Origin of the sequence: Phocoenobacter uteri (genome assembly GCF_900454895.1) — a bacterium.
Classification (GTDB): domain Bacteria; phylum Pseudomonadota; class Gammaproteobacteria; order Enterobacterales; family Pasteurellaceae; genus Phocoenobacter; species Phocoenobacter uteri.
This window is the reverse complement of the sequence record NZ_UGTA01000001.1, coordinates 1,058,000-1,081,360: the sequence shown is the minus strand read 5'-3', so window position 1 is coordinate 1,081,360 and position 23,361 is coordinate 1,058,000. Positions and strand designations below refer to the sequence as shown.

Below are 23,361 nucleotides of genomic sequence, written 5' to 3'. Positions count from 1 at the left end.
TTATGGAGCAAGGGCATTACGTTCTTGCTCTGATTGAAAGGCTGTCATTATAAGTTGGGGTAATCAATGATGTTTAAGAAAAGTTTAATAATAGGTTTAGGCATACTTTGCTGTTCTCTAATGACTCAAGCAAAAGAGCTTGTTATTGGTGTGTCAATGTATAGTTTATCTGATAAGTATCCAACCTATTTACAAGATGCAATGGAACGTTTTGATAAAGCTCATGATGATGTCAAATTTAAGTATGCTGATGCAAATTCTGATCCTGCTCGAATGTTAAATGATGTTGAAAATTTTATTGATTCAGGTGTTGATGCGTTACTCGTAATGCCAACGGATAAGAATATTGTGAAAGCGGTCGGATTAAAAGCAAAAAAAGCAAAATTGCCGTTAATCATCGTAAATGGAAAGCCAAAAGATGAAGATATGAAATATGTCACCAGTTTTATTGGATCTGAGGAAATAAAAGCTGGAGAAATACAAGCTGAATTTATTTTAAAACAACTTAATGGAAAACCTGCAAAAGCGATTATTTTAATGGGGCCTCTTGGGTGGGAAGCTCAAATTCAACGTACTAAAGGAAATCAGGACATCTTAAAATCGCACCCAGAAGTAGAAATTATTACTCAGCAAGAAGCGAGATGGGATAGAGCAAAAGCAATGGAAATTACTGAAAATTTATTGGCTGCTCATAAAGATATTAAAGTAATTTTAAGTAATAACGATGAAATGGCGATTGGGGCATTGCTTGCAGCTCGAAAAATAGGATTAGACGATCAAGATTTGTTAATCGTTGGTATTGATGCTACGCCTGACGCATTAGCGTATTTAGGACAAGGGCTTGATGCGACAGTTTATCAGTCTGCTTCTGGGCAAGGTTCGCTAAGTGCAGAGATTGCTTATAAAGCAGCAAAAGGAGAGAAGGTAACGCAATATAATTGGATTCCTTTTGAGTTGGTTACACCAGACAAGATAGTCGATTATTTGAATAAATATAAGGAGTGAGAAGAGCAATACACATTATATTTTGTTCAGCTAGTTAATTTTCCTGAAATATCTTAAAGGAGCGATAAATGAATAGTAATTTGAATGAATCTCCATATATTTTAGAAATGCGTAATGTTTCTAAAACGTTTCCAGGAGTGAAAGCATTAGATGGAATCAATTTAAAAGTAAAAAAAGGTTCTGTTCATGCATTGATGGGTGAAAATGGTGCGGGTAAATCGACGTTAATGAAAATTCTGTATGGGATTTATACGCCAGATGATGGTGGCGAGTTGATTTTAGATGGAAAGCCTTTTGATCCTAAACGTCCTATTGATGCTATTCGTAGTGGTTTAACGATGGTGCCACAAGAAATCTCACCTGCCGCAAATTTGACAATATCAGATAATTTATTTTTAGGGCGAGAAGTAACAAAAAATAGATTTTTTGTTGACCAAAAGAAAATGGACTATGAAGCAAATGAAATTTTAGAATCATTAGGTATTCCACTTGATGTAACACTTAAAATGTCAGAAGTTTCCGTCGCAAAAGCCCAGCTTGTTGCCATTGCCACCGCTGTATCCAATTATGCAAAAGTCATTATTATGGACGAACCAACCACGGCTTTAACAGAAGGTGAAGTGGAGCAGTTATATAAAATTATAGACACGGTACGTGCACGTGGTATTGCGATTATTTTTATCTCACATAAGTTAGATGAAGTATTTACGGTTGCAGATGAAATAACCGTTATTCGTGATGGGCAATATGTTGGTACAAAAGATGTTAAAGATGTAACCAAAGATGAACTTATTTCAATGATGGTTGGTCGAGATATGTCTGAAATGTTCCAGCGAGAAGAGTTACCACCTTCTGATGAAGTTGTATTAGAAATTAAAGATTTTTGTCGTAAAGGGCATTATCAAAATGTGAATTTTAAAGTTCATAAAGGTGAAATTTTTGGTATTGCTGGATTGGTTGGGGCTGGTCGTTCAGAAATCGCAGAAGGCTTGTTTGGATATAGACCGGCAGAGAGTGGTGAAATCTATATTCACGGTCAGAAAGTTGACATTCATACACCCCACGATGCAATGGAGCATAAAATAGGCTTTGTGACAGAGGATAGAAAACTAACAGGATTATTCCTAAATTTAAGTATCACAGATAATATTATTATGCCTCAAATGTCACCTTATCTAGAAAATTTCCTCCTTTCAGTCACAAAAGCCAAAAAAACCGCAAATGTACAAAAGGATAAGCTCAGAATTAAAGCCCCGAATGTGGATGTTGTCACGGATAATTTATCAGGAGGTAACCAACAAAAAGTATTACTTGCTCGTTGGTTAATTCTAGAACCAGATATTTTAATTCTTGATGAACCGACAAAAGGGATTGATGTAGGGGCAAAAGCAGAGTTATATAAATTGATGGTAGAGCTTGCTAAACAAGGTAAAACAATCATTATGATTACGTCTGATATGCTTGAACTTTTAGCAATGAGTGATCGTGTAATGGTTATGCACGAAGGACACCAAGTTGGCATTATTCCACGCAATGAATTAACCCAAGAACGCGTACTCGAATTGGCGTCGGGCTAGCTTGAAACAATATACAATTTAAGCAAAAAATTCTTTTATAGAAATTAACAAATAATGAGGTATTTATTATGTCAGCTATAACCTTAAAGAAAATGATTAACACCTACGGAATGTTACTAATTCTTGTTTTATTATTCCTATCATTGTCTGTCACTATTGATGGCTTTTTATCTAGCCGAACCATTTTTAGTATTATTGAACAAGTTTCAATGTTCGGCATTATTGCGATTGGGGTAACTTTAGCGATTATCACAACAGGGATTGACCTTTCATCAGGATCGGTTGTGGCACTCACAGCGGTTGTTGCAGCATCTATTGTCGAATCAGTGGATACACCAACCTATGCAATTATGGCATTTGCAATGTCTATTTTGGTCGGTGCGGTTATTGGATTTATTAACGGTGGATTAACGGCTTATGGTTCAATTCCGCCTTTCATTGCCACATTGGGTATGATGACAATGGCGCGTGGTGCTGCTCAGCTTTATTCTGACGGTCGCCCAATTGACGCATCAGCAGAATCTTTTACTTGGATTGCGGATATTGATTTCTTCGGCTTACCAGGATTGGTGCTTGTTTATCTCGTTATTGTCATTGCGGCTCATATTTTACTCAGTCGTTCAACCTTTGGTCGCCATATTTATGCTATCGGTGGTAATTTAAATGCAGCTAAAATTTGTGGTATCAACACAAAAAGAACCTTAATTTGGGTATATATCATTGCTGGAGCATTAGCTGGTTTAGCGGGTGCATTACTTGCAGCAAGAACTTATGCGGGTAATCCATCTTATGGTTTAGCGTGGGAATTAGATGCGATTGCCGCTGCGGTAATTGGTGGTGTATCATTAGCAGGTGGTGTTGGTAGTATTCCAATGTGTGTCGTGGGTGCATTGATTATCGGTACCACAAATAAAGGCTTGAATATGCTAGGGGTTGACCCATATTGGCAACAAATTATTAAAGGTGCAATTATTGTTGTAGCGGTATTACTTGATACATTAAAACGCCGTAAAAAAGCGTAATTAAGAATAATTAGTGATAAAAAACTCACATACTAATTTGAATTAAGTATGTGAGTTTTATTTTATATATTTAGGGGGGGCTTAGTTTTTAATATGTGTTTCATAGGCTTGTAGTGTATTTTGCATTAACATTGCCACTGTCATTGGCCCCACACCACCTGGCACAGGTGTGATGAAGCTGGCTCGTTGAGAGGCTATTTCAAATTCTACATCGCCAACTAATTTCCCATTTTCTAAGCGGTTAATACCAACATCAAATACCATAGCTCCTTCTTTTATCCATTCACCACGAATAAATTCAGCTTTACCAATCGCCACTACAAGAATATCGGCTTGTTTTATATGTTGCTCTAAATTCTGAGTCAAACGATGAGTAACTGTTGTTGTACAGCCTGCAAGTAAAAATTCTAATGCCATAGGTCGCCCAACAATATTGGATGCACCAACAATCACAGCGTGTTTGCCTTTAATATCTTGCCCTGTATATTCAATAAGTTTCATCACACCATACGGTGTGCAAGAATGTAGTTTAGGAATTCGCTGGCATAGCAGTCCTACATTATAAGGGTGAAAACCATCGACATCTTTATTTGGTAAAATTGCCTCAATAATATGGCTTTCTTGTATGTGTTTTGGTAGAGGAAGTTGAACTAAAATACCATCTATATTGTTATCATTATTTAATTTTTCGATCAGCGTTAATAACTCTACTTCTGTTGTTTGTGAAGGAAGGTTATATGATTGAGAAATAATACCTAATTCTTCGCAACTTTTACGTTTACTTTTCACATAAATGTGTGAAGCAGGATCATTTCCTACTAAAATTACAGCCAAACAAGGTGAGCGTTTTCCCAAAGATGTATAATGAGTAATAGTTTGAGTAATTTTATTTTTAATCTGTGTAGCAACAGCTGTTCCTGAAATAATTTGAGCAGACATTGATACTCCTTAATTTTAAAAGATAATTTGTGTCATTCTCTCAAAAAATGAAGACTTTGATAAGCGATAAAAGTATAAACTGAATAAATATCAAGCGACTGAGAATAAAATTAAAAAAAAGCATTGACGGATCCTAATCAGAAACTATAATAGCACACATTGTCAGTCGGCGAGTAGCGCAGCTTGGTAGCGCAACTGGTTTGGGACCAGTGGGTCGTAGGTTCGAATCCTATCTCGCCGACCACTTCTTTTTTATATCATATCCTTGCGCCCTTAGCTCAGTTGGATAGAGCAACGGCCTTCTAAGCCGTAGGTCATTGGTTCGAATCCAATAGGGCGTACCATTTAAACTCTTTTAAATCAATGACCTACAAGAATGTTTCTGTTTTTCTATTTTGTCATAAAATGATAACGTGACAAAATCGTGACAAGAATATTTACTCCAATTTATCGACTACTATAAATTGATACGCTTTCTGCGTGAGATAAAAGATGATCTGCATTTAAGTGAGCGTATTTTTTTACCATCTCTAATGTTTCCCAGCCACCTAACTCTTTTAAAGTAAAAAGTGGCGTTCCTGCTTGAGCGTGCCAACTTGCCCAGGTGTGTCGCAAATCGTGGAAGTGAAAATCCTTTATTCCACACCGTTTTGTTGCAAGGTTAAATGTCTTTCTGTTTATATCTAAAAGAGGTTTACCCGTGCTACTCACAAATATAAACTTGTGATGTTTCCCTTTCTGATTTTGTAAAACATTTATCGCTTCTTCATTTAACAATAGTGATCTTGCTTTTCCTGATTTGGCAACATCATTAGTCACTAAAGCAATTCTATTATTAAAGTCTATTTTATCCCAAGTCATGGTTAAAATCTCTGTTCTTCTTGCTCCTGTTAGCAGGGCAAAAAGACAGATATTCTTCATCCATTCTGTTGATATATTAGCAATAAGAGTTTGTGCTTGTTTTCTTGTTAGCCATCTGACTCGTACTGGAGGCTCTTTTTTCTTTGGAAGATAAGGTATTTTATCAATGTAGCCAGATTGATAAGCTAAATTTAGAATACGACCTAAAGATTTTAAATATTTATTTTGCGTTGTATTAGAAAGTGGCTTACCAGTAGATGCATTATGAGTGGGAACTTTATTTATAATAACTTTCGTTGTTAAAGTATTTAATTCTTTTCCTGCAAAGCACGTTCTCCAATATGTAGCATGTCGTTTTCTTGTTGCTTTATCTTTTACATTTTCAGCATCTTTTACATAGAGAATTAGAGCATCTTCAAAAATATATTTTGGCTCTTCCTCTAGTTTATTGACACGCCATTGTTCGGCTTTGAGTTTATCGTGGAATTCTTCCGCTTTCTTTTTTATAGTTGTTTCAGTAGAGCATCTAATTCTTTTGCCTGATGGCGTTGCGATACTAACCCACCAGATACCTGATTCTCGTTTGTAGAGTGACATTGCTGTTCTCCCATAAGATCTGTTATTGAAACAAGCCTACCTATGCTTGCCTGTTTTTTGCGTTTCTGTTCAAGTACAGATGGATAAACACGCCATACCCGTGATCCTTCCATTTGAAAAAATCCCCATTTATGGCGTTTTTCATACACTGTTTGATAATGCATTTTTAGCTTGTCAGCTACTTCTTGTATAGATAACGCTTCTTCCATTATTCCCTCCAAAATAAAACCCACTTGCGTGGGCTTGGTTTAAGTTTGATTTCTAGCCTTTAATTGCCATAATTCTTTGATACACTTCCTTAGCCTTTTCTTCTGTATCAAAAATAAAACCTTTGTTAAATGCTTCTTGAAGTGGTTTATCTGCTTTGCCATTTAATAGCTTACAGCCATTTACACGCTGGTAACTAGCAATGGTTACAATGTAATATTGTTGATTTCCTTTAACTTCTGCTTTATTTACTGGCTTAATGGGGACTAGTTTTTTATCTAACAAATCATTTTGTTCTTGCAATTGCTCCATCAGGTTATTAGATACTTCTAATTTCCACTTTGTATCTTCTAGTAATTTCCGTAACTTAAAAGGGTTAAGCATCATTTTAATTCTCCTTATTTCAGATATAAAAAAACCGCTTATAGGCGGTTAATGGATTGTTACTTTTTATACTATTGGAACCTCAGTTACCAATATATATGCAGGATTCTTCTTACACATTTTTATATTGTAATCTCTTATTGAAAGAGCCTCGCTTTTAGATACACCACATCTTGATTCACTAAGAATATGCCATTCTCTAAATCCCTGCATCCAATACATAACAATATATTTTTTATTATCGTTTAAAATTAGTTCACTACTCACAATTTTTCTCCACCAATATTTTTACTTCAGCCGTTCTTTTACAGTGACTATCTCTATAACTACACCAGCCTTTCTGTTTTTCAGTCGGTGCTAATTTAAGAGCTTTATTCCATAATTTACTAGCTTCTTCGTAGTTATCCTCCTGTTCCAATTTCCGTGCTTGTTGAACAAGATTATTGTATTGCCATTTCTTTGAGGCTTTTTGTTTTTTGTGATGAATTTGAATTATATCTCTCATTTTATTCTCCCACATTTTTTACACACAAAACATACAGGCATATCACATACGCTAGATGTCTGTGGTTCATACTCGTGTTCACAGGTACTTTGCTTATACCACTGATACAACATAAATAACATTTTGCCTATCACTTAAGTCTCCTATATAAATTTTTCTAACTTTGGCGGTGTAAAATACTTTCCTTTAGTGATTTTTCCACCTTCATTGAAGACTGCTTTATTATTTTCAAACTTAGAGAAGTTACTTTTATTAACTTCTTCTATAGCTGAGATAACATCCCAGCTATTTAAGTAGGCGTATCCAATACAACTCACAATGATGTCGCAAATAGCATCTAGTTGCTCGACCTCATTATCTGAGTTAATAGCATCTTGAAGTTCTAAGAACTCTTCCGCAATACATTTATACTGAACATCAATACATTCTTTGTTACTAACCTTATGTGATAACGCTACTTCAAACCATTCCAAAGTTCTTTTCATTATTTGCTCCATAAAAAAATAACCCCTGCATTGCAAGGGTTGTCTATATAAAATTATTATTTTCTATTGGTATCGTTCCAACACCGATAGAAAAGTGCATTTTTATGTTGGTGTTAGTCTAAATCGCCCAAAGTTGCTTGGGCATCACGTAATCTTTCTTCTATTTCTTGGACTTTATAAGAAAAGTCATTGTCATCTGGATCAAGTTCTAACACCATATCTTTAGCTTCTTCAATTTGTTTAAAACATTCATTAGTAATTTTTGCAATTTCTTTTTCTACTTGGTCAAATAAACTCATTTTTTACTCCTATCTAGAATGGTATGGAATCATCAAAGTTCCCACTATTAGCAGATGAAGGTTGTCCATAAAATTCATTTTGTGCTTGGTATGGATTTTGCTGTGGCTGCGGTGCTTGGCGGTTTCTATCATCTTTATCTGCGGTGTGAGCGATAAGATAATCAATTCGTTCAGCAGGTCTGTTTTCAATGTACTCTGCTAATGTTTTACCTGTCTCATAACCAAATGGACACACAATTTGGAACTGATAACCATCTGAACCATCACCTTTAGTGTAAAGGCGTTTTTGCAAGAATAACCCCACTTTTTTACCTGTTAATTCAGGTGCAATATCCTTTCCATCTTTTAATACACGACTTAATTGTTTAACACGAGTACACCCCATGATAGCCTGTATCATATTGTGTCCGCCTTGTAATGTTTCGCCATTTTTTGCTTGATAAAAGACGGAAATATAATTGCCTTTCATTTCATCATCGGTTTCTACTGAAAACTCTAAGGCTAATGCACCACTTGTTGATTTGGTATATTTTGCTTCTAAAATGGTGCATTTATATGCTCCTGTTTCAGAAATAAAGTTAGAATTTCCTGCTTTAACAGCTTGTTCTTGGTTGTAAGTAAATTGAATGCTCATTTTAGCTCTCCTGTTCAGGTGTTTGTGGTTTAATGTCGTAGTAGTCGCAGATTGCGTTATCTACAAGGTTTAAATCGTTGTCTATTTCACTTTCTTGAAATAATCCAATCGGGCTTTTTACGGTATCTGAACCGTTATTTTGGGTTGAGAATTTATACTCGCCACTGCTAACTTGGGTGCGTAGGCAAATAGTGAATAAGCCGTCTAAAACAATCTTTTCATCAACCATTTTTCCAATGGTTTTTAGTTTGGTTTTCCCCAAATCATCGGTTTGAGTATGTGCTAAAAGGTAAATTCTTTTATCAGGGCAGGCATTAATAGCACAATCAACTACTTGCCAACCGTGAATACCTATCTCCGTAAACTTATCAAACCCCCTTTCGCTACCACGTCGCATAAATTCATTTGCCATTATGTACTGATAATCATCAATGATGATAATGTCTTTTCTTGACTTCATTATTGCATTACAAATTAAATTTACATTATCAGTTACAAGGATATTGCCATCGCTATATTTCCCATTTTCATCTTTTTTGATTACTTTCCATTCTGTAGATTTAAAGGGTAATGGTTTTGGCACAACTTGGATTAGTAACACCTTTTCAGGATCTAAATTTCTTAAACTTGCTGATTTACCAGTTCCGCTTTCGCCTAGTATTAAGGTTGCGATACTCATTTTTAACCTCACTCAATAAAATTCAATCTTTTATACAATTTACGTGTTACTTCTACATCGTGCTTATTGTATTCTGCTATTTCTTTAATTCGCCCATCTTGTACATATTGCCAAACGTCAGAGCCTTGAATATCACCCTTGCCATCAATACCTAGCGATAAAGCCATATCATTAAGTGAGATATACTTTCCAAAGCCAACATACTCAATCATCACATCACAAACATTGTTATCCCAAGCTTTAGGATTAACAGGAAATCTACCGCAAGGTTTAACTTTATTAACAACCGAACGCTGGTGTATAAATTTCAAATCAAAAGCAACAGAGTTAAAACCGATAAAGCAAGGGGGGAGGCTACAGCTAGGTGTGTAATTTTCACTGACGTAATTAAAAAACTGGCTTAGAATAATTTCTTCTCTATCTGCTTGTTGCCAATCATCAAGATAGAAAACTTTTACTTCGCCATCGTCAATTGCACAAGCTATAGATACAATTTCGCCAAATGCTCCATTTAGCCCCGTTTTGCTTACTGCTTCTTCTATTGCTTGTGGTTTACTTTCTTGCTCCCATTTTTCAATAGTTTCTGCTTTTTTCATTGTTGCTGGATGTGTTATTTTTCCAGCAATACATTGCTTAATTTTTTCGTTTTGTGTTGGAATTGTTTCTATATCAAGAAAGACGTTCATTTTGTTTCTCCTTACTATTTGTTGGTTTTAATACATTTTTTAATTCTTTATTTATGAAAATAACTCCTGTATTAGGGTCTTCCCATTCAGGTTGTTTATCTACATCTAACATCTAATCCCCCTTGATAATTCCATGGAGCGAAGTCGTCATAAATAAGATTGTTGTCGTATTCATCGCCATCACCGTCATATTCTTTTTCTTCTTCGGTTTCAAATTGCTCGTAGTAATCAACATCGCTATCAAAACATTCAGGCGGTAGTATTCGTTTTCTAGCCATTAGTAACTCCTATGTAAAATAATTCGCTATTGTTAAAATCAGAGCATAAAAAGCAGTAACTGCTACACCTATTAGAAGTTCTTCAGGATCAATCACAATATCCCCCTCGTTCTATTTCAATCCATTTGCCTTGTTGAAGCTCGCAAGCATAAACAGCAGTTGCTTCTTCGTCTGAATACTTACTTTCTAATGCGTGTAAACTGAGTAGGCAGAGTAGCATTGTGAAAAGGATATATTTGCCATCAATTAAGAACTTGATAAGGGCTTTGAAATCGTTCATTTTTAACTCCAATTACTGAATTTTGGTTACAGAAACCCACCGCTTGTAAATTCGCAAGGAATAAGCGGTGGGTTTTGGGTTAAGATTTATGTATTACTTAAAAAGATTAGCGATTTGGGCTATCGTCCATTTTTATGTTTTTAATCTTAACGGTATCTACATTTAGGTGGTATCCCTTAAAAATAATTTCTTTTATTTCATAAAGAGTAAAAAATATAGCGATTAAAATTGAAATAATAGCATTCATCTTGCTATCAACAGCAAGCAAAGCTAAACCTAGAATAAAGTTAGCCCAAATAGCAAAATCATTTACATTCCAATTTTTGAAGTTATTCATAAAATATCCTTTATAAAAAAGCCCCTTACTTAATTTCAGGGGCAGCGGATTACTTATGTCAAAAGTGCCTTTCTTTTACGTTGTAAGGCTCAACGTCCTACCACTTGAGCAATCTATAAAAACAAGTGGTAAGTAGTGCCTATCATTATTCTAAAATCCTACTCTTAGCGACTTCAATCAATAGCTTGTATTCATTATGCGTTTTCTCATCGTGGACTTCTTTTGACTTCGCCAAGAACTCTTTAATCGTTCCATAAAAACAACCACGAGTAGCCATCAATCCATCTTTACCTTTGTAAACAGTTAACATTCCATTCTCTGAACCAACATTCGTTGCAGAGAACCAATCTTTTTCACTTTCGATTGTTGCATTATCTGTGATTTTGGCATTGCCCCATACTTTGGCATCGCCCCATACTTTGGCATCGCCACATACTTTGGCATTGCCCCATACTTCGGCATCGCCACATACTTTGGCATTGCCCCATACTTTGGCATCGCCACATACTTCGGCATCGCCCCATACTTCGGCATCGCCCCATACTTTGGCATTGCCACATACTTTGGCATCGCCCCATACTTCGGCATCGCCCCATACTTCGGCATCGCCCCATACTTTGGCATCGCCCCATACTTCGGCATCGCCCCATACTTTGGCATTGCCACATACTTTGGCATTATCATATACTTTGGCATTGTCATAGATCCAGCAGTTATCATCATTTGATAAATTTTCAGCTTTTTCTAAAAAACCACCCAAATCACCTTTTTGAATATTATTAAAATCTTTTAATGCTCTTATTTGGTAGAGAGTTCTACCATAATAATTTATTGTGTTATCTGTTAATTCATACTTCATTTTTTTACTCCGTATCAAAAATTTACTAAAAGTTCCTATCATTTCAAAGCTCTCTTAAATCCATTCTCCTTCGTGCTAGCTAACTTGGGTATCTTTGGTTCAAAAGAGCTTTGAGATGAGAACGAGAATAAATCTCGCTCATTTGATTACTTGATTTTAGGCTGTGGTAAGCTGATATAAGGTAATACTGTTCCATTTGGAATATATGTCGGTAGCTTACCATCCCATCGTTCTGCTGCTGTTAATTCAGCTAATTTATTATTATCAGATAATGCTTCGTTTTTCAGTTCTAAGGCTTTTGCTTCTGCCTGCCCTTTCACTAAAATTTCGTGAGCTTCTGCATCTGCTCTTAAAACTCGTTGTTTTGCTTCTGCTTCTGCTTGAATAATTTTAGCTTGTGCCTGTCCTTTGGCTTGAGCTTCTAACCCTTTGGCTTGCTCTATTGCGATACGAGTAACTCGCTCTTGGTTGCGAACCTCAATATCTCTATTTACACTATCTTCAATGCGTTTTTCATATTCTTTTGAGAATTGAATAACTGATTGAACATCTGTAATTGTCATTGGATAACCTTTAAATACATCTGCAATAGATTTTCGAAGAGATACAGAGAATTCGCCACGTTTTTCAATCGCTGTTTGTGCAGAATATTTGCTAAATACAATTTCTAATTGCTGTCTGACTTTGGGAGCAATTAAAATATTTACCATATTTTCAGTAGTTTTATATTTAGCATAAATTTCTTCTGGATTAGAGATCTGATAAGTAACAGTCAATGCTACTACGGCTGTTTGGCGGTCAGAAGTATATGCTGACAATCCTGAAATCACATCGCCAGTTTCATCATCAAACTTACCAAATTGAACTTTCTGCTCTCTGGTGCTGAAATAGGTAATATCTTCAACAGGCGACTTCCAGTTTAAACCTGATGTTTTCACATCAACGATTTCGCCATATCGAGTAATGATCGCTGTTTCTCCTGCATCAACAGAATACATTGATATAAATACTACAATCCCGATAATGGAAATAAATGGTAACGCTAAAAACTTGAGTACGTTATTCATTGTTACCTCCTTTTTTAGGTATAATTTGATAGTTCTCTAAAAAATTGAAAGTAGCAATTCCAGCAATTGCTCCAAAGATAAATCCTAAAATAAACATTGATATGTTCCTCTGATATTGTTTAAACATTGTGAAATGCTCTTATTAAAAACATTTCAGAATGATTGCTAGGGGAGAGAATCGCACTCTCAAGCTACGTGGTTGACGCTCGTAAGAAGTAATTTATGAAAATGTAGCTTCTGCTTAGCCCTAGCATTGGTATTATCTATTCCATTACTATAAATCCTAATTTGGATTGTCCATCACAAGTTGAATATGCCTCTTTATCGGCATCATCTTCTTGAACATCTTTAAAATACTCATTCAGAGTGCTTGTGTACTTCTCAGGGATAAGATATATAGATTGATTTTCGTGTTGAATAAGCCTGTCATCAAGGTGTCTTATCAAACACAGTTCTGTACCAAATGCCCCAGATTTAGGTCTTACTTGAACTAATTTTCCTATACGTGTAATCGCATCTCTATTATTCATTTGTAACCCAGTGATTACATATTTTCCTTTATGCTCTGGTTTATATTCATCATTAAAACCTAAAATTATTGTATTTTTTGCTAAACAATCAGCAAAAATATTTTCTATCAGATTATTAAAATCTGCATTCATATTTAATCTCCATCTGTTAATCATTCTAGAATACTCTCTAATAAAAGCACTTTAGAATGCGAGCGGGATAGGACTCGAACCCACATACTCAGCGGTATAAATCGCCTAGCGTATCCTTTTGCTTACCCGCTCATTGTGTAAGTAGTTGGTTTATCGTGAAAACCTTAACACGCTCGCCCAAAGCTTATCTTCATTACACAAACTCCATAAGGGCATTGGAGTTCCGTCTATTACGCATTGACGCTTGTGGTTTACGTAATTCACGATACAGACAGCTCACTAGCTTTCCGCTTAAAGCTAGCTTCTTTGTACCATTAGATGTACTACTTAAACATCTTATCCAACCTCTCCCTGTATCGAGCGTTGGTTACAGCAGGGCGTCTCTTAACGAGTAAAAAATAAATCCCTTTGTTGTAATGGTTAAATTCATTAGCTCTCTCGCCTATGCTTCACGATTCACTGCCGCTGCTAATCTTGACGGAGAGTTGTCACACTGCTTGGGTTATGTCTGTAATCCCATAAGGGCATAACGCTGTTGAATGCGGTAGGTCTGTACTACGCTTTTACTAACATTCTCACCATAGGCAAGCGGTGTGTTTTTGTTTTAAATTTTTAAAGAACGTGAAATTTGATTTCTCGCGTTTCGTTTCGATATATGTTATAAGATATCTTATATTTATTCAAGTGGAATCTTATATTATTTTATGTTTAAATCATAAGAAACATTATAAATATATAATTTTAAAAGGAAAAATAATTTAGAAAATTTTAAGAAATTTGTTTGGCTGCGTATTTTTTGAACTCTTACTGGCGGGTTTTGTGTGAAATTTTGCAGAATTTAGGAATTTTAGGCAAAAAAATAGCTACTAGGGGAGTAGTAGCTATTGTAATTTGAAGTTATATATTGCTAAATATAACAATATGATTGTGGAGCAACGCCAGATTTTAATACTTCTGAAATATGTTTAGGCTCTAGATATGGCTCAAAAAAATCAATTTCAAATGCATGTGCTAGGACTTTATTTGAGAAATATTGATCGAAAAAACATTTTGAGATACCTGATAGTTCTTTTGTTTTATCCCACAATGATTCAGGCTCAAGAGATAAAGTTTGTTTAATTCTAAACTCTCCAACGACCTTACCAACAGGCATTGTGGCATAAACAACGACACTATTTATTCCTTCTCTTTTTGGTAGTGATTTTCTGAATTCAAATTTCTTTTCTCCAGAAATTATTTTTTCAACAAATTCAGGTTTTATTGATAATAAAACTTTCATTTACCTCTCCAAGTTTTAATATTTTATTAAATTGGTTTTCATTTATTTTTAAGAATCCCCAATAAGAGTTTCTATTTAAACCAACTTCTTCTATCAATTTTTTTCTTATTATACGCTTTTTAAGGGCTATATTATATGTGAATTTTATTATAACAGGATACTTTTTAGATTTATAAAATCTTTCTAACTCATAATTTGTAAATATGCTATACGATGATGTATATTTTAAGAAATCATTTAAAGAAGAAAATGAATCAATGTTTCTTACTTCTTCTACAACACAAATAGAAGTGGCTACTGAACTATATTCTGCTGCCTTACCTTGTTCAGCAGTTCTATAAATTACAAGAGTATCACCCTTAGAAAGCATTTCTGTTCCTGACATTCTTGTTAAATATATTTTATGAATGCTATTTGTATGAGATAGATCTTGTATCAATTGTTTAGGGTTTTCAGTTTTTAGAATTGAGTCTGGAAGTAAACGAGAATGCCAATCGGGGTACAATGATAAAATATAGCGATTAGATTTTCTAGGAATATTGGGGTAGTCCTTAAGAATATTATCAGTAATAAATGATATATTCTTTATCAATACGAGTTCTACTCCATTAGATGTTTCTTTTTGTGCTTTTCTTATAAAGCCATATTTCTCAAACGTCTCTAATAGTTTTTGATGTTTCGAGAAAAGGGTGACATATATCTCATCAAATCCTAATGTGATTGCTACATCAAATACTTTCTTTATGAATCGCTCTCCCAGTCTCGAACCATGAGGGTTTATTTTAAAAGTACCAATTTTTAATCTATGTTTTTTAGGTAATGGTGGTAATGTATCATTTAGTTCTTCATTTTCTCTTTTTAAATATAAGAATCCATCTATATTATTTTTATCATTATTGAAAATAAAGGCTCCAGCTTCTTCTTCGGCTTTTTTTGAAAACCAAACGGGGAATTCTTTATAGTCATTTTTTAAACTATCAAAAAAAGGATCGTTTAAATCAATATTTCTAAACTTTACATAGCGAAGATTACTCATAATGTCTCCTTGAATTAAAATATGAATTTACTCTACAAATAACTTCTATGCTCAACCGCCACGCCAAACCTTTCTACCGATAACCTGTAAGTAAGGTAAATCATCTTCTTTAATAATTACAGGAGCATATTCAGTATTGAAACTAATAAGCTCCACACTATCTCCCGTTCTAACTACTTGTTTTATATAGAGGTTGTTTTTATAAGCAAGTGCGTATATTTCACCATCGATAATATCAGTATCTGAAGTATCAACTATAACAGTATCCCAATCTTGAAGTACAGGGTACATACTATGTCCACGAACATACATTGCTTTACAATCAGCTTGACATAAACGTTTTGATTTAAACCAAGCTCTTTGGAATAACAAAGGCTCTTCTGATTTTCTTGGAATCCACTCGATAACAGCAGCTCCATTACCTGCTGATAATTTAACATCATATAAATCTATTGAAACATACTCATCACTATAATCCTTATCCTTTTCAATAACATCTACATCAGGATAAGAATTGTAATCACCTTCGCCTGTTTGCAACCAATGAACATCAACATTTAATGCTGTTGCTAATTGAAATAGATTTCTAGGTTGTTTTGTTTTTCCGCTCAATATATTACTAATTGTAACTTGTGACGTTTCACTTTTTTCAGCAAGGGCTTCCTGCTTTAAGCCTCTTTCTCTCATTATGAAAGCTAATCTTTCTGCGATTGTGTTCATTTTATTTCTCCTATTAGGTAATTGTATAAATGAACTTATATAAATTCAAATAAGAAATTTGTTGAATTCTTATAAAATACCTTATATTATTTATAAGATATTTTTTGAAAAGGTACGGGTATGAAAAATAAAGTTATAGAGAAAGCCATTGATATGTGTGGATCTCAAAAAAAACTAGCTCTAGCCTGCGGTGTTACTCAAGCAACAGTAAGTTACTGGTTGAGAGGTATGGGAATCAGTTCTCAATATCTTCTTAAAATTGAAAAAGCCACAAATAAAGCTATTACAGTAGAAGAGATTATCAAATCACTTCACGAATAATTTACCAAAACAAGACCAAAAGAAAACCATAAAAAAGGTGAAAAAATTATGAAGAAAACAATTTTAGATATGTTCAAGAAAATCAACGGTGGTAGTTCTGCAGTTGCTGGTTTTCTTGGTATGACAGAAGCTGAATTAAATAATCGTTTATATCAGACAAAAGGACAGCGATTCAAAGATGAAGAGTTGATTGCTATTGAGCGTGAATTTGGTGTCAGCGACTGGTCAGATGAAATCAATCGTCAACTAGGGAAAGTAAGTATTGTTGTTCCAAATTCTGATCAATTGGACCTTGTTGAGCTATCTCAAGCTCAGTTACACGAAAGAGCAGTCAATGGTCTTTTTGATGCAACATTAGAAGAATGTCTATCAGATGGAGTTTTAACTACTGCAGAGCAGGAAAAATTAAGAAAGCTGTTACATAAAGCTCAATCAGCAAGATTGCAAGCATTTGAAGTGACAGTATCAATTTTTACGCAATAAAAAACCACCGCGGCAACGGTGGCTAATTAGAATTTTCGGAGAATTATCCTAATGAACAAATTATTACCTAAAACTAGAGAAAATGCAAGCCTTACGATGAGTAGTCGTGAAATTGCTGAGCTAGTTGAAAATCGACATACAGTTGTTTGTCGTTCTATTGAAAGATTGATTGAAAATAGTGTTATTAGGGGGTATGCACCAATGGTGTACACCCACCCACAGAATGGACAAACCTATAAAGAGTACCTTTTAGAGAAAAGAGATACTTATATTGTGGTTGCTCAATTATCGCCAGAGTTTACAGCAAGATTAGTTGATCGCTGGCAAGAATTAGAAAATCAAATTCAGCAGCCACAATTACCACAAAGTTATGAGCAAGCTCTTGAACACCTATTGATCCAAGTAAAAGAAAATAAGGCGTTAAGTCTTGAAAATAAAGAGCAGAAAGCCCTGATCGAACTACAAGCACCAAAAGTACACTTTGCTGATAGTGTTTCAGCAAGTAAAACATCTATTTTAATTGGTGAACTTGCAACATTGATCACTCAATCAGGTTACAAAATAGGTCAAAACAAACTATTTGAGTGGTTGCGTGAGAATGGCTATTTAATTAAGCGTAAAGGTTCAAGCTATAACTTACCAACGCAATACAGCATCGATTTATCTCTAATCGAAGTTAAAGAATCAACAAGACAAGATAGTGATGGCTTTCCTGTTATTCAGAAAACACCAAAAATAACAGGCAAAGGGCAAGCCTATTTTATCAATAAATTTAGTGAATTTTTAAGTGAGGTGGCTTGATGAGATTTAGCACATACATAAATAACCAAAAATGCGTTGATTGGGGCTTAAATGCGAATCAAGGTGCTTTATTTGATTTGTTAAACCAAGCAAGCTCTTGGGCAAAACCTATCTATGAAGATAACGAAGTATTTTACTGGGTATCAAGAAATGAGGTTATTGCTCAGTTACCATTGTTCTATTCTAAATCTGACACAGTTTATCGTCATTTTAAAGATTTGGCTAAAAAGGGCTTGATTGTTTATATCAAAAAAGGCTCAAAAGATTTAATTAGATTGACCGAAAAAGGTAAAGAATGGAATGAATTTTATCCAAGTAACTCGGATTCAAATCCGAATAACTCGGAAATAGTTCCGAATAATACCCCAAAACTCGGAAATAAATCCGAAAAAACTCGGATTCAAATCCGAAAAATCTCGGAAATAGATCCGACAAATAATATAACCAATAATAATATTATCAATGATAAGAATCCCCCCCTACCCCCCAAAGGTAAAAAATCGTCTTGTCAAAAATTTAATCCTGAAACGGTTGAGTTACCTGATTTTGTTGATCGTGATTCGTGGATTGATTATTGCCAAATGCGAAAAGCAAAAAATGCACCGATTAAAACTAAGCGAACGGTTGAACTGTGCTTGAAGGATTTAGAAAAACATAGCGATGGCAATTTCAACAATGCTGTGGCGGTATTACAGCAGTCTGTTGCTCGTTCGTGGACAGGGTTGTTTGCTGTGAAAGATGATTTTAAGCATTCAAAACCAAACAACGAGATTGATTTTGATGATGATAGCGACTTCATCGGAACAGAATTAAATTTATCTCCTGAAACCATTGAGCGATTGAACAGACAGCAAGCGGGGGCGAACGATGAAAACCTTTAATAGCCTTGATTTAGCTACATTGCAAACTGCAAGTATGCCAGTTGAAAATCATCAGCCTAAAAACGTTGCCAGCCCTGAAATGGCTGTGGCGACAAAGGTTTTGTTCAATGAGTTGCGTGGTGCTTTTCCAGCGTGGCGTAATGCGTTTAAAACCAAAGATGAGTATAACAATTTCCGTAAGGTATGGCTTGAAACCTTGCTTGAAGAAAACATTACACCTGAGCAACTTCAAGCAGGATTAAGGCAGGCAAAACTATCTGAAAGTCCATTTTTTCCGTCTGTGGGAATGTTTATCAAATGGTGTAGAGAGCAGGGTTATTCAAATTATGGTTTACCGTCCGAAGATGAATTGTTGAACCGCATTCAGTCTTTTATGGCGTTTGGAATGTATGAGGTTAATCGCTTTAAATTTAAGTCAGATGCTGAATATTGGTTGATAACCGATTTGTATTGTAAGAACAAATCAAAAGGCTGGACGGAACTTCAACTCAAAAAAGAAATTAAATTAGCCTTGAAAAAAATGGCTGAGAAAATGGAACGAGGTGAAGCAATCCCAGAACCTCAAACCACTTTACCGAAGAAAGAAAAACCACCAATGCCAAGAGAAAGAAGCTTAGAGTGGATCAGAAGCATTAGAAAAGGATTAAAGAAATAGGGCAGTGCAAGGCTTATGGCTAAGTATCAAATGGTTAAAAGTGCGGGAGGAGTATTTATTCCTGCTAGCGATATTGAAGTTGAAAGATTGCAACGATTTAAGAATGGCGAGCAGTATGAAGTTGAACTTAAATTCAGTCGCAACCCACAATTTCATCGTAAAGTTTTCGCATTTTTTAACTTCTGTTTTGAATACTGGACATCAGAAAATACTCAATGGGAAAACTTAGATACACCAGCTCAATTTGATGAGTTTAGAAAGAATTTAACCATATTAGCAGGGTACTTTGAAACCGTTACAACGATAAGGGGCGAAGTGAAATACCGAGCAAAAAGTTTATCGTTTAGTGAAATGGATCAAGAAGAATTTGAACAGTGCTACAAAGCATTGATTACGGCATCGATTAAAAGTGTGTTTAACAACACGAAAGATGAAAATATTTTAGAGCAGTTGTATTCGTTTTTTTGGTAGATAAGGATAGAGAATGAGCATTAAAAGAACCCCAGCAGATGATTATTTTAGTAAGTGTGTGAGAGCAAGAACGAATTACACCTGTGAAAGATGTGGCAAGCAATACGATAAAAGCTCAGCAGGGCTACATTGTTCGCATAATTTTAGCAGACGACACAGAACGATACGCTGGTGTAAGGAGAATGCTCTAGCCTTGTGTTTTAGTTGTCATTCTTGGTATGAGGGAAACCCACCTGATAGCGGTGTTTGGTTAGAAGAAAAACTTGGAATAGGGGCTGTTGAGATTTTAAGAGAAAAAATGAATAGTAAAATGAAAGTACCAAAAACAGAGGAAAAGGACATAGCAAAACATTACCGAGAAGAATTAAAAAAGATTGAGAAAGCAAGAGCAAATGGTGTTTGTGGCATAGTTGAATTTGAAAGTTGGCAATAGTGTTTAGGGGGAATAATGGATTTTAGCACTTTAGAATTGACACGAGAACAAGAAAAGTTCGTTGATGAATATATGTTTCAATGGGGTGCTTGGGTTCGTTCTGGTCGCTTAGATAAAAGAGAAGTGAATATGATTGCTAGGCTAATGATGTCGGTTGAGCCTAGCGAAGCAGGTGAGATTATGTGTGCAGACGATGTGGGCTATATGATTAGTCAGATTATCGACCAGTTTTTTGTGAAAAATGATGAGCAAATGCGATTTATTGTTTTTTCTTACTATGTGAATAAATCTACCGTTAATTTTATCGCGACGAAGCTAAGAAAACAGGTAGGGGCTATCGAAATGCAACCATATAATGGGAAGAGTAATATTAGAGTACCTAGCCATTTGACTGTAAGGCGAAAAGTTGAAAAACAATTATATTTAGCAAAAGCTATAATTCACGAACTTCTTGTTATTGGTTTCGTTCTGTTGCGAAATGGTAAAGAAAATACAAGAAATATCAAAATAGGATATTGACAACCTTGATAACATGATATACTATTTTATAGTACGTTGAGCAAGTTGTACGTATGATTTGCTTAAATAAGTTTTTAGAACCCTGATTACAGAAATGTAGTTGGGGTTTTTTATTATCTGAATAAAGCCCAATCATTTCTGATTGAGCTTTTTTTATATGCAAAAAAGAGGGGAATATGTTTAAGGAGACATTTAAAAGTATTCCTGTTGAATCACAAGCCTATGGTTGGATAACAACATTTTTCGGTATTTTAACTCTGAGCGAATGGGCTATTTTAATAGGGATTGTGGTCACTATCTGTGGATATTGGCGGGAATCTAGATTTAAAAAACGTATGATTGAGCTTGAAGAAATTCGAGTGGGCATTCGTGATAAGAATGGGAAGCTCATTAAATGAAACATTTGAAGATAGGCGTATGCTCTGTTGTGACAATTATCGGTATTATGATGACGAATTATTCTGATGAGATTCGCACAACACAAAAAGGGCTGGAAATTATTGGCAATGCCGAAGGGTGTAGAAAATATCCTTATAAATGTCCTGCTGATATTTTAACGGTAGGTATTGGCTCAACGCAAGGTAGTGGTGATGTAATTGAGATTCGCGAATACTCAGATGAAGAGATTGCGGAGCGTTGGAAGAATGATATTCGTAAAGCTGAAGAATGTGTAAATCAATTTGCTAATGGCGAGAACTTGCCACAAGGTGCGTTTGAGGCAGCAACTTCTATTACATTTAATGTGGGGTGTTCAAGAATGCGGTATTCGACCTTATTCCGATATGCCAGAGCAGGAAAAATCAAAGCAATGTGTGACCAGTTCCCACGATGGAAGTATGCTGGTGGGAAAGTGTTGAAAGGTTTGGTTACTCGTAGAGAGAAAGAGCGTGAATTATGTTTAGCCGACAAATAACAATTAAGAGTGTAATAGCTGTTCTAATATTGGGGTTGTGCATTTGGTTATGGGGTCAGTATCAGATTATTTTAGAATTAAGAGCCGAGAACCACGCACAATCCCTACTTATTAAAGAGCAACAAGAAAGTAACCAAAAGCTACTTAATAGTCTTAATGAAGAAAGAGAAGCTGTTAAGAAGCAACAACAAGCGGTCATATTTTTAAGAGAAAAAGCAAATGATGCCCAAAAGAACATTAAAGCAATGCTTAAAGCAGAACCTTGTGCTGATACTCGTTTGCCTGATGATGCTATTAAGCGGCTGCGGTCAATCAGTCGTCACTAAGATAGAGCCTCAGTATCCGCCACAGGCTTATTTAACTATGTGTAAGCAATCAGTATTCAAAGGTAATACTTACGGCGATACGATTAGCTTCTTAATTACAGTGATTGAAGAGCGTGATATTTGTGCTAATCAGATTAAGTTGATAAATGAGTGGATAGACAATGCCAGCAAGAATACCAAAAGCTTGTAGAAAGCAAGGATGTAAGCATATAACAATAGATCCTAGTGGGTATTGTGAACAACATAAAAGCAATGGGTGGCAACGTTATCAAAGCGGGAAAACATCAACACAACGTGGTTATGGTGCCAAATGGCGTAGAATAAGAGCAATAGTATTAGATAGAGATAAACATTTATGTCAGTTGTGCTTAAAGCAAGGTATATATACAAGTGCTACAACTGTGGACCATATTATTCCTAAAGCACATAATGGAACAGATAACTTATCAAACTTACAAAGCTTGTGTAATGCTTGCCATAAAGCTAAAACAGCACGGGAGCGATTACAAAGATAGTTATGACCTGATGGGGAGGGGGGGATGTAAATCTCTACTTGCTAGCGTTCTGAAAACCGCCCATTTAACTCAATTTTTACAACCGCGAAATTAAAAATTTAGGGTAATACGATATGACAGGAAAATCTACTATGCCTGGGCGTGGTAGAAAAGCCACTCCAACAAAGAAAAAAGAATTATCAGGGAATCCAGGTAAAAGAAAACTCAATAAGAATGAACCAGAATATGGAGAATTATCAATTGATACTCCACCGCCAGATAGTTTAGAAGAAAATGGGCGGATTATGTGGGCATTTTTACTCCGAGAATTACAGCCGCAAGGGATCTTGTTTAAAACAGATTTAGAAACATTAAGTAACTTCTGCATTGCTTACCAAAATAGAATCTTAGCTCAGAAAGGCATAAGTAAATACGGTGTATTTGTGGAAAATGCTAATGGGGGACTATCAAAGAACCCAGCTTTTACAGTTTTAAACGAAGCTATGCGACAGATGGCAACATTTGGAGCTTTACTTGGATTAGACCCATCTAGTCGCTCTAGATTAGTAGGGAATGCTGACAAAGATACGGGGAATCCGTTTGCGGAGTTATTACAATGAGTTTTGAAAATGTAAAAAAAGCAGATAAATATGCAAAAGACATTAT

The 23,361-nt window shown here is 35.3% G+C and carries 38 protein-coding genes and 3 tRNA genes; 19 read left to right on the top strand and 22 right to left on the bottom strand.

Features of this window, described 5'->3' with window-relative positions:
• Positions 1–69 precede the first annotated feature (69 nt).
• The 3 genes from DYE60_RS04840 (at position 70) to DYE60_RS04830 (ending at position 3,604) form a co-directional block, all read left to right on the top strand.
• Positions 70–1,005 (top strand): sugar ABC transporter substrate-binding protein, encoded by a 936-nt coding sequence (locus tag DYE60_RS04840; protein ID WP_115316424.1) that lies wholly within the window; start codon positions 70–72, stop codon positions 1,003–1,005.
• Between the two features lie 68 nt (positions 1,006–1,073).
• Positions 1,074–2,582 carry a sugar ABC transporter ATP-binding protein gene (locus DYE60_RS04835; protein WP_115315506.1) on the top strand — a complete coding sequence of 503 codons (1,509 nt, stop codon included), beginning with the start codon at positions 1,074–1,076 and terminating at the stop codon, positions 2,580–2,582.
• A gap of 68 nt (positions 2,583–2,650) precedes the next feature.
• Positions 2,651–3,604, top strand: a complete 954-nt coding sequence (locus tag DYE60_RS04830) for an ABC transporter permease (RefSeq protein ID WP_115315505.1) — start codon at positions 2,651–2,653, stop codon at positions 3,602–3,604.
• 81 nt (positions 3,605–3,685) lie between these two features.
• On the opposite strand, the gene folD is transcribed toward DYE60_RS04830, so the two are convergent.
• Positions 3,686–4,543 (bottom strand): bifunctional methylenetetrahydrofolate dehydrogenase/methenyltetrahydrofolate cyclohydrolase FolD, encoded by an 858-nt coding sequence (gene folD / locus DYE60_RS04825; protein WP_115315504.1) that lies wholly within the window; start codon positions 4,541–4,543, stop codon positions 3,686–3,688.
• Positions 4,544–4,710: 167 nt separating this feature from the next.
• Here folD and DYE60_RS04820 point away from each other — a divergent pair.
• A tRNA-Pro gene (locus DYE60_RS04820) sits at positions 4,711–4,787 on the top strand.
• 23 nt (positions 4,788–4,810) lie between these two features.
• Positions 4,811–4,887: transfer RNA gene (locus DYE60_RS04815), tRNA-Arg, on the top strand.
• A 103-nt stretch (positions 4,888–4,990) separates the two neighbouring features.
• Here DYE60_RS04815 and DYE60_RS04810 read toward each other — a convergent pair.
• The 21 genes from DYE60_RS04810 to DYE60_RS04725 form a co-directional block, all read right to left on the bottom strand.
• Entirely contained in the window at positions 4,991–6,001 is a 1,011-nt protein-coding gene (locus DYE60_RS04810; protein ID WP_115315503.1) for a tyrosine-type recombinase/integrase, read from the bottom strand.
• Positions 5,908–6,234: a helix-turn-helix domain-containing protein gene (locus DYE60_RS10165; protein ID WP_172460364.1), complete on the bottom strand. Its 327-nt coding sequence runs from the start codon at positions 6,232–6,234 to the stop codon at positions 5,908–5,910. Before DYE60_RS10165 ends, DYE60_RS04810 begins: the two co-directional genes overlap by 94 nt.
• Before the next feature lie 28 nt (positions 6,235–6,262).
• Positions 6,263–6,595 carry a hypothetical protein gene (locus DYE60_RS04805; protein ID WP_115315502.1) on the bottom strand — a complete coding sequence of 111 codons (333 nt, stop codon included), beginning with the start codon at positions 6,593–6,595 and terminating at the stop codon, positions 6,263–6,265.
• 63 nt (positions 6,596–6,658) lie between these two features.
• Positions 6,659–6,859, bottom strand: coding sequence for a hypothetical protein (locus tag DYE60_RS04800; protein ID WP_115315501.1), 201 nt, complete (start codon positions 6,857–6,859; stop codon positions 6,659–6,661).
• Entirely contained in the window at positions 6,852–7,097 is a 246-nt protein-coding gene (locus DYE60_RS04795) for an ANR family transcriptional regulator (RefSeq protein ID WP_115315500.1), read from the bottom strand. The genes DYE60_RS04800 and DYE60_RS04795 overlap by 8 nt, the downstream gene beginning before the upstream one ends.
• Positions 7,098–7,240: 143 nt before the next feature.
• A complete protein-coding gene (locus DYE60_RS04790) occupies positions 7,241–7,582 on the bottom strand; it encodes a nucleoside triphosphate pyrophosphohydrolase family protein (protein WP_115315499.1) in 342 nt (113 codons plus the stop codon).
• A 113-nt stretch (positions 7,583–7,695) separates the two neighbouring features.
• Positions 7,696–7,881: a hypothetical protein gene (locus DYE60_RS04785; RefSeq protein ID WP_115315498.1), complete on the bottom strand. Its 186-nt coding sequence runs from the start codon at positions 7,879–7,881 to the stop codon at positions 7,696–7,698.
• Between the two features lie 13 nt (positions 7,882–7,894).
• Complete coding sequence (locus DYE60_RS04780) at positions 7,895–8,515, bottom strand: hypothetical protein (RefSeq protein ID WP_115315497.1); 621 nt, start codon at positions 8,513–8,515, stop codon at positions 7,895–7,897.
• A 1-nt stretch (position 8,516) separates the two neighbouring features.
• A complete protein-coding gene (locus tag DYE60_RS04775; RefSeq protein ID WP_115315496.1) occupies positions 8,517–9,194 on the bottom strand; it encodes an ATP-binding protein in 678 nt (225 codons plus the stop codon).
• An 8-nt stretch (positions 9,195–9,202) separates the two neighbouring features.
• On the bottom strand, positions 9,203–9,880 hold the full coding sequence (locus DYE60_RS04770) for a ribonuclease H-like domain-containing protein (protein WP_115315495.1): 678 nt from the start codon (positions 9,878–9,880) through the stop codon (positions 9,203–9,205).
• The gene (locus DYE60_RS10375; protein WP_279525340.1) at positions 9,864–9,992 is read right to left on the bottom strand and encodes a hypothetical protein; all 129 of its coding nucleotides are present in this window, start codon (positions 9,990–9,992) and stop codon (positions 9,864–9,866) included. Before DYE60_RS10375 ends, DYE60_RS04770 begins: the two co-directional genes overlap by 17 nt.
• Positions 9,976–10,158, bottom strand: a complete 183-nt coding sequence (locus tag DYE60_RS04765) for a hypothetical protein (protein ID WP_115315494.1) — start codon at positions 10,156–10,158, stop codon at positions 9,976–9,978. The genes DYE60_RS10375 and DYE60_RS04765 overlap by 17 nt, the downstream gene beginning before the upstream one ends.
• An 88-nt stretch (positions 10,159–10,246) precedes the next feature.
• Positions 10,247–10,438, bottom strand: a complete 192-nt coding sequence (locus DYE60_RS04760; RefSeq protein WP_115315493.1) for a hypothetical protein — start codon at positions 10,436–10,438, stop codon at positions 10,247–10,249.
• A 106-nt stretch (positions 10,439–10,544) separates the two neighbouring features.
• Positions 10,545–10,775 carry a hypothetical protein gene (locus tag DYE60_RS04755; RefSeq protein WP_115315492.1) on the bottom strand — a complete coding sequence of 77 codons (231 nt, stop codon included), beginning with the start codon at positions 10,773–10,775 and terminating at the stop codon, positions 10,545–10,547.
• A 145-nt stretch (positions 10,776–10,920) separates the two neighbouring features.
• Complete coding sequence (locus DYE60_RS04750) at positions 10,921–11,634, bottom strand: LbetaH domain-containing protein (protein ID WP_172460363.1); 714 nt, start codon at positions 11,632–11,634, stop codon at positions 10,921–10,923.
• Positions 11,635–11,780: 146 nt separating this feature from the next.
• The gene (locus DYE60_RS04745; protein ID WP_115315490.1) at positions 11,781–12,701 is read right to left on the bottom strand and encodes an SPFH domain-containing protein; all 921 of its coding nucleotides are present in this window, start codon (positions 12,699–12,701) and stop codon (positions 11,781–11,783) included.
• Between the two features lie 263 nt (positions 12,702–12,964).
• Positions 12,965–13,363, bottom strand: a complete 399-nt coding sequence (locus DYE60_RS04740) for a hypothetical protein (protein WP_115315489.1) — start codon at positions 13,361–13,363, stop codon at positions 12,965–12,967.
• Positions 13,364–13,422: 59 nt separating this feature from the next.
• Positions 13,423–13,495, bottom strand: a tRNA-OTHER gene (locus tag DYE60_RS10210).
• Positions 13,496–14,270: 775 nt separating this feature from the next.
• On the bottom strand, positions 14,271–14,642 hold the full coding sequence (locus tag DYE60_RS04735) for an ASCH domain-containing protein (protein ID WP_115315488.1): 372 nt from the start codon (positions 14,640–14,642) through the stop codon (positions 14,271–14,273).
• A complete protein-coding gene (locus tag DYE60_RS04730) occupies positions 14,614–15,678 on the bottom strand; it encodes an N-acetyltransferase (RefSeq protein WP_115315487.1) in 1,065 nt (354 codons plus the stop codon). Before DYE60_RS04730 ends, DYE60_RS04735 begins: the two co-directional genes overlap by 29 nt.
• 51 nt (positions 15,679–15,729) lie before the next feature.
• On the bottom strand, positions 15,730–16,398 hold the full coding sequence (locus DYE60_RS04725) for an XRE family transcriptional regulator (RefSeq protein WP_115315486.1): 669 nt from the start codon (positions 16,396–16,398) through the stop codon (positions 15,730–15,732).
• Positions 16,399–16,518: 120 nt separating this feature from the next.
• Here DYE60_RS04725 and DYE60_RS04720 point away from each other — a divergent pair, with 120 nt between their 5' ends.
• The 14 genes from DYE60_RS04720 (at position 16,519) to DYE60_RS04655 (ending at position 23,315) form a co-directional block, all read left to right on the top strand.
• Complete coding sequence (locus DYE60_RS04720; RefSeq protein WP_115315485.1) at positions 16,519–16,719, top strand: transcriptional regulator; 201 nt, start codon at positions 16,519–16,521, stop codon at positions 16,717–16,719.
• Positions 16,720–16,767: 48 nt separating this feature from the next.
• Positions 16,768–17,202 carry a YmfL family putative regulatory protein gene (locus DYE60_RS04715; protein ID WP_115315484.1) on the top strand — a complete coding sequence of 145 codons (435 nt, stop codon included), beginning with the start codon at positions 16,768–16,770 and terminating at the stop codon, positions 17,200–17,202.
• 51 nt (positions 17,203–17,253) lie between these two features.
• Positions 17,254–18,003, top strand: a complete 750-nt coding sequence (locus DYE60_RS04710) for a phage regulatory protein/antirepressor Ant (RefSeq protein ID WP_115315483.1) — start codon at positions 17,254–17,256, stop codon at positions 18,001–18,003.
• Positions 18,003–18,884 (top strand): hypothetical protein, encoded by an 882-nt coding sequence (locus DYE60_RS10285; protein ID WP_174894762.1) that lies wholly within the window; start codon positions 18,003–18,005, stop codon positions 18,882–18,884. Before DYE60_RS04710 ends, DYE60_RS10285 begins: the two co-directional genes overlap by 1 nt.
• Entirely contained in the window at positions 18,871–19,539 is a 669-nt protein-coding gene (locus DYE60_RS04700) for a replication protein P (RefSeq protein WP_115315482.1), read from the top strand. The genes DYE60_RS10285 and DYE60_RS04700 overlap by 14 nt, the downstream gene beginning before the upstream one ends.
• A gap of 15 nt (positions 19,540–19,554) precedes the next feature.
• Positions 19,555–20,010, top strand: coding sequence for a DUF1367 family protein (locus DYE60_RS04695; RefSeq protein ID WP_115315481.1), 456 nt, complete (start codon positions 19,555–19,557; stop codon positions 20,008–20,010).
• Between the two features lie 13 nt (positions 20,011–20,023).
• Positions 20,024–20,443, top strand: coding sequence for a recombination protein NinG (locus DYE60_RS04690; protein WP_115315480.1), 420 nt, complete (start codon positions 20,024–20,026; stop codon positions 20,441–20,443).
• A 15-nt stretch (positions 20,444–20,458) separates the two neighbouring features.
• Positions 20,459–20,962, top strand: a complete 504-nt coding sequence (locus DYE60_RS04685) for an antiterminator Q family protein (protein ID WP_279525339.1) — start codon at positions 20,459–20,461, stop codon at positions 20,960–20,962.
• Positions 20,963–21,138: 176 nt separating this feature from the next.
• Positions 21,139–21,360, top strand: a complete 222-nt coding sequence (locus DYE60_RS04680; RefSeq protein WP_115315478.1) for an HP1 family phage holin — start codon at positions 21,139–21,141, stop codon at positions 21,358–21,360.
• A complete protein-coding gene (locus DYE60_RS04675; protein WP_115315477.1) occupies positions 21,357–21,875 on the top strand; it encodes a lysozyme in 519 nt (172 codons plus the stop codon). Before DYE60_RS04680 ends, DYE60_RS04675 begins: the two co-directional genes overlap by 4 nt.
• Positions 21,857–22,201: a DUF2570 family protein gene (locus DYE60_RS04670; protein ID WP_115315476.1), complete on the top strand. Its 345-nt coding sequence runs from the start codon at positions 21,857–21,859 to the stop codon at positions 22,199–22,201. Before DYE60_RS04675 ends, DYE60_RS04670 begins: the two co-directional genes overlap by 19 nt.
• A complete protein-coding gene (gene lysC, locus DYE60_RS10425; RefSeq protein ID WP_424450089.1) occupies positions 22,095–22,391 on the top strand; it encodes an Rz1-like lysis system protein LysC in 297 nt (98 codons plus the stop codon). The genes DYE60_RS04670 and lysC overlap by 107 nt, the downstream gene beginning before the upstream one ends.
• Entirely contained in the window at positions 22,363–22,716 is a 354-nt protein-coding gene (locus DYE60_RS04660; protein WP_115315474.1) for an HNH endonuclease, read from the top strand. Before lysC ends, DYE60_RS04660 begins: the two co-directional genes overlap by 29 nt.
• Before the next feature lie 113 nt (positions 22,717–22,829).
• The gene (locus tag DYE60_RS04655) at positions 22,830–23,315 is read left to right on the top strand and encodes a phage terminase small subunit P27 family (protein ID WP_115315473.1); all 486 of its coding nucleotides are present in this window, start codon (positions 22,830–22,832) and stop codon (positions 23,313–23,315) included.
• The last annotated feature ends 46 nt before the right edge of the window (positions 23,316–23,361 follow it).